The sequence below is a fragment of the Piscirickettsia salmonis LF-89 = ATCC VR-1361 genome (assembly GCF_000297215.2).
Classification (GTDB): Bacteria; Pseudomonadota; Gammaproteobacteria; order Piscirickettsiales; family Piscirickettsiaceae; genus Piscirickettsia; species Piscirickettsia salmonis.
In genome coordinates, this window is sequence record NZ_AMFF02000041.1 from 6,861 (window position 1) to 10,427 (window position 3,567).

Sequence of the window (3,567 nt, forward strand, 5' to 3'; positions counted from 1 at the left end):
CCGAGGTATTTTCAGGGGCAAAAATAATTTCTTAATTGAGGTTCGTTTTTGTCGGAAGGGAGGGGGTCATTTCACAAGTTGGGTATAATATTCTCCCAAAGTAGGGCATAAGTTAGCCTTGATCAATAATCTTAATTCTGGTCGTAATACAGGGTCTTCCTCATTAGCGCCTATAAGAAAGCCATAAAATTTTTCTGGTATCTCTTTTACTAGGTCGTGAGCAATACCTAACATCCAACCAAAAGAATAAATATCTTGACTTGGGTGGGCTTTAAGATCTATTTTAGCTCTTTCTGGTGCAAAATATGAACATTTAGTAACTATAACGTTATCATCACTTGGATATTCATATGCCCAACCAAAATCAATAAATTTTGCATTAAATATCCCATTTTTTTCTTCGATAATGATATTATCGGATCTAATATCTCCATGTATTACACCGCTTTGATGAATTCTTTGAAGCTCAAGTGCTACAGCAAGAATAATCTCATCAACGCTATCTGGGTCTTTTGTCAGTGCTGCATTAAAACTATCACCTGGAAAAAACGGCATAACTAAGCGACCGTCGATATTAGAAGTTGCTGAAAATAAAACTTCTGCGTTTGGATAACCTTTCCTCTAACTTAAGATAATCTAAACTATGGCGTTGTACTTCAAGTGGTCGCTTTACTGCATAACGTTCTAAAGCAGTTTTAGATGCAAACAGCCTTACACTTCCATTACCTCCTTGACCAAGATCTCTTATTGATTGATATGATTCAACTACTCCGCTTTCCAGTCGTCTTTCAATTACTGAACCACTTCTTGGTCTTTGATATTCTAATATTGGCATACTATCTAATCTCTAAATCTTTATAAAATTTGATTGTCCAATATATCAAAAATAAAATTTAGATTACTTTATTTTCATGTAAACTCCTGTAAAGACTTAAAGTTTATGATAGATAAGATATTATTTTCACAAAAACAGATCAAATCCTCAGTCAAGCTTCCACAATCTGCGAGCAGGTCATAAATCAATAATAGTTGGAAAATATCTTTCAAAAAAGTTATCATTAACTATTAAAAAAAATAAAGCGAGAAAGACTATGAACCAAGATACAGAGCTAAGCCTAAGCGAAGAGAAAGAGCAGAAAAATTTTGAATCACTTTGTGATATGCTTTACGAATGTACTATTAAAACAATCAACCAACATACTGCAAGCTTTAATGAAGATGAACTTATTTTCAAGCAACCCATTTTTATGCATATTAATGCAGCAGCCCAAGTCCTAAATGCTATGATTAATGATGCTGGTGATGTCCTTGCAGAACAACATAACGAAGTAACTCCAGAGCTGGCTGTTAATGAGCTAAAAAAACTGACCCATAGCATTCTTTTTGGCGATGACCACTCACATTAATTGAAAAAAGATTACCAGTATCAACAATGCCACAACATAATAATATTGTGGCATTTACATTAAAAATAATTAATAAAAAATAACATTAATTTAACACTTTCTAAGAACTTCATCCAAAGACTTAACAAAGTATTCTTGCTTTAGTTTTTTTAGTATGGAGATTTTTTCAAGATTTTCATCTACCCCTTCTTCATCCATGATAATATACACTTTATTGTTTTTATTAAGCTCAGCTTGAACAATATCATCAATCATAATAATCGACGTCACTCCAACTAAAGAAACACGAGATAAATCTAAAACAAGCATCTGGTGCTCTTTAAAGTCTGAAATTTGCTTTTTAATTTGTCTGGCAACACCAAAACTAATCGCCCCGACTAAGCGAAACAGTACAATTTGACCTCTTTTTTTGCGCAGTTTATCTGCCTCACTACTCAGCAAATCATGCCGATTTTTAATGCCATCAGATAAAGAAATTCCATCAAGCTGAATATGAGATAAACGGTCAATAGTCACTAAATTGGCAATAAACACACCAACAAAAACAGCACTAATTAAATCAACAAAAACCGTTAATAGCAGCACAATTAGCATTAATATACTGCTAAAAATAGGTAAGCGATATAAGCGAACAATAAATTTCCAATCAATAATATCAGTACCCACCTTAATCAATATACCTGCCAAAACCGCATGAGGGATACTTGAAAAGTAATGTCCAGCTCCTAAAACAACAGCTAATAAAATCAACGAATGCACAATCCCAGCAAGTGATGTTGAACCTCCCGCTTGAATACTAGCAACAGTGCGCATGGTTGCGCCTGCTCCAGGCAAACCACCGATCAAGCCTGAAGCCATATTGCCTAAACCCTGGCCAATGAGTTCACGATCAGAGTGGTGATGTTCATGTGTTATATTATTTGCCACAAGTGATGTGAATAAAGAATCTACCGCACCTAATACAGCTAACAGTAAAGCAGAGGTAATAATCACTCTTAAGTGCGGTATATCAAAGGTCGGCCAATGTAATTTAGGTATCCCAGAGGGAATATTACCAATCACAGAAATCATATCAGCATTATTTTTAAAAATAATCAAGTAAATTACCGTACCAACAATAAGGGCTAATAAATAAGCAGGAAAGAATTGATTCAAACGGCCCTGCCAAAAGAAAGCAATCACAAGAACAATTAAGCCGATATAAAATGTAGTATAATTTGGTGCAGCAAGCATATCTGTAATGTTTAACACCGTCTGCCATAGGTTTGCCAAAAGAGGATAGCCAAATAAAGGGGGTAATTGCAAAATGATAATAATCACCCCAACTCCGCTCATAAAACCAGAAATCACCGGGTAAGGAACGAGAGTAATATATCGACCCAACTTTGCCAAGCCAAATAAAATCTGAAAGCATCCAGCAAGCACAACCACCGTAAAGCCCATAGCAAGTCCGGCTTCAGCATCCACATCATTTAAGTTAATCAATGTTGCTGCCATCACCACAGTCATCGGCCCTGTTGGGCCTGATATTTGTGCTGGAGTCCCATCAAATAATGCCGCAAAAAGCCCCACACAAACAGCACTATATAGCCCTGCCATCGGCCCCATACCAGATGATAAACCAAAAGCAAGCGCTACTGGTAAGGCAATAATCGCTGCAGTGATACCACCAAATACATTACCTTTGACATTATTTAAAAATTTACTTTTTATAATCCATTACTCACTACTGAACGAGTTTTTCTAAAGAATTTAGATTTTTTTATCAAACCATAAAACGATATATAACACTATAAATAATAACTATAATTATAGTTAATAATTAGTATTAAGATGTGCCTTTAGAATTTTCACATTAACAGCTTATTGAAAACATGGACTCAAATTTCATAATAGATCATCGAAGTTCATAAAAAATATGCAGTTATGACGGATTCTCATACAAATTATAAAATAAACACACTAAAACGCAGTTTTTTCGTCAACACATAGCTAGGTTTTTCTAGCTTCGTTATTATTAAAAAAACAAAGAAAACAGCTTAAGTTAGGCTTTTATAGCAAAAAAAGTACAATCATAATATAGCGCTGGATTAACAGTTTCTGACATAATATCAGTAGGTTAAAAAATACAATAAGGAAAAACGATGCCTTCTCCTTACAG

At 34.6% G+C, this 3,567-nt stretch carries 4 protein-coding genes; 1 reads left to right on the top strand and 3 read right to left on the bottom strand.

All coding sequences use genetic code 11. The annotated features are described in order from the left end of the window. Nucleotides 1-66: 66 nt before the first annotated feature. Nucleotides 67-555 (bottom strand): protein kinase domain-containing protein, encoded by a 489-nt coding sequence (locus tag C200_RS04690; protein WP_016211836.1) that lies wholly within the window; start codon nt 553-555, stop codon nt 67-69. Between the two features lie 19 nt (nt 556-574). Then, nucleotides 575-835 carry a hypothetical protein gene (locus tag C200_RS14180; RefSeq protein ID WP_051307365.1) on the bottom strand — a complete coding sequence of 87 codons (261 nt, stop codon included), beginning with the start codon at nt 833-835 and terminating at the stop codon, nt 575-577. A 256-nt stretch (nt 836-1,091) separates the two neighbouring features. Here C200_RS14180 and C200_RS04700 point away from each other — a divergent pair, with 256 nt between their 5' ends. Next, nucleotides 1,092-1,406 carry a hypothetical protein gene (locus C200_RS04700; protein ID WP_016211834.1) on the top strand — a complete coding sequence of 105 codons (315 nt, stop codon included), beginning with the start codon at nt 1,092-1,094 and terminating at the stop codon, nt 1,404-1,406. Nucleotides 1,407-1,496: 90 nt separating this feature from the next. Here C200_RS04700 and C200_RS04705 read toward each other — a convergent pair whose 3' ends face one another. After that, nucleotides 1,497-3,122 (bottom strand): SulP family inorganic anion transporter, encoded by a 1,626-nt coding sequence (locus C200_RS04705; RefSeq protein ID WP_032126382.1) that lies wholly within the window; start codon nt 3,120-3,122, stop codon nt 1,497-1,499. Nucleotides 3,123-3,567: the final 445 nt, after the last annotated feature.

Excerpts from the sequence above, each read along its gene's own strand:
- C200_RS04690 (WP_016211836.1), bottom strand. The coding sequence starts at position 555 with ATGCCGTTTTTTCCAGGTGATAGTTTTAATGCAGCACTGACAAAAGAC.
- C200_RS14180 (WP_051307365.1), bottom strand. The coding sequence starts at position 835 with ATGCCAATATTAGAATATCAAAGACCAAGAAGTGGTTCAGTAATTGAA.
- C200_RS04700 (WP_016211834.1), top strand. The coding sequence starts at position 1,092 with ATGAACCAAGATACAGAGCTAAGCCTAAGCGAAGAGAAAGAGCAGAAA.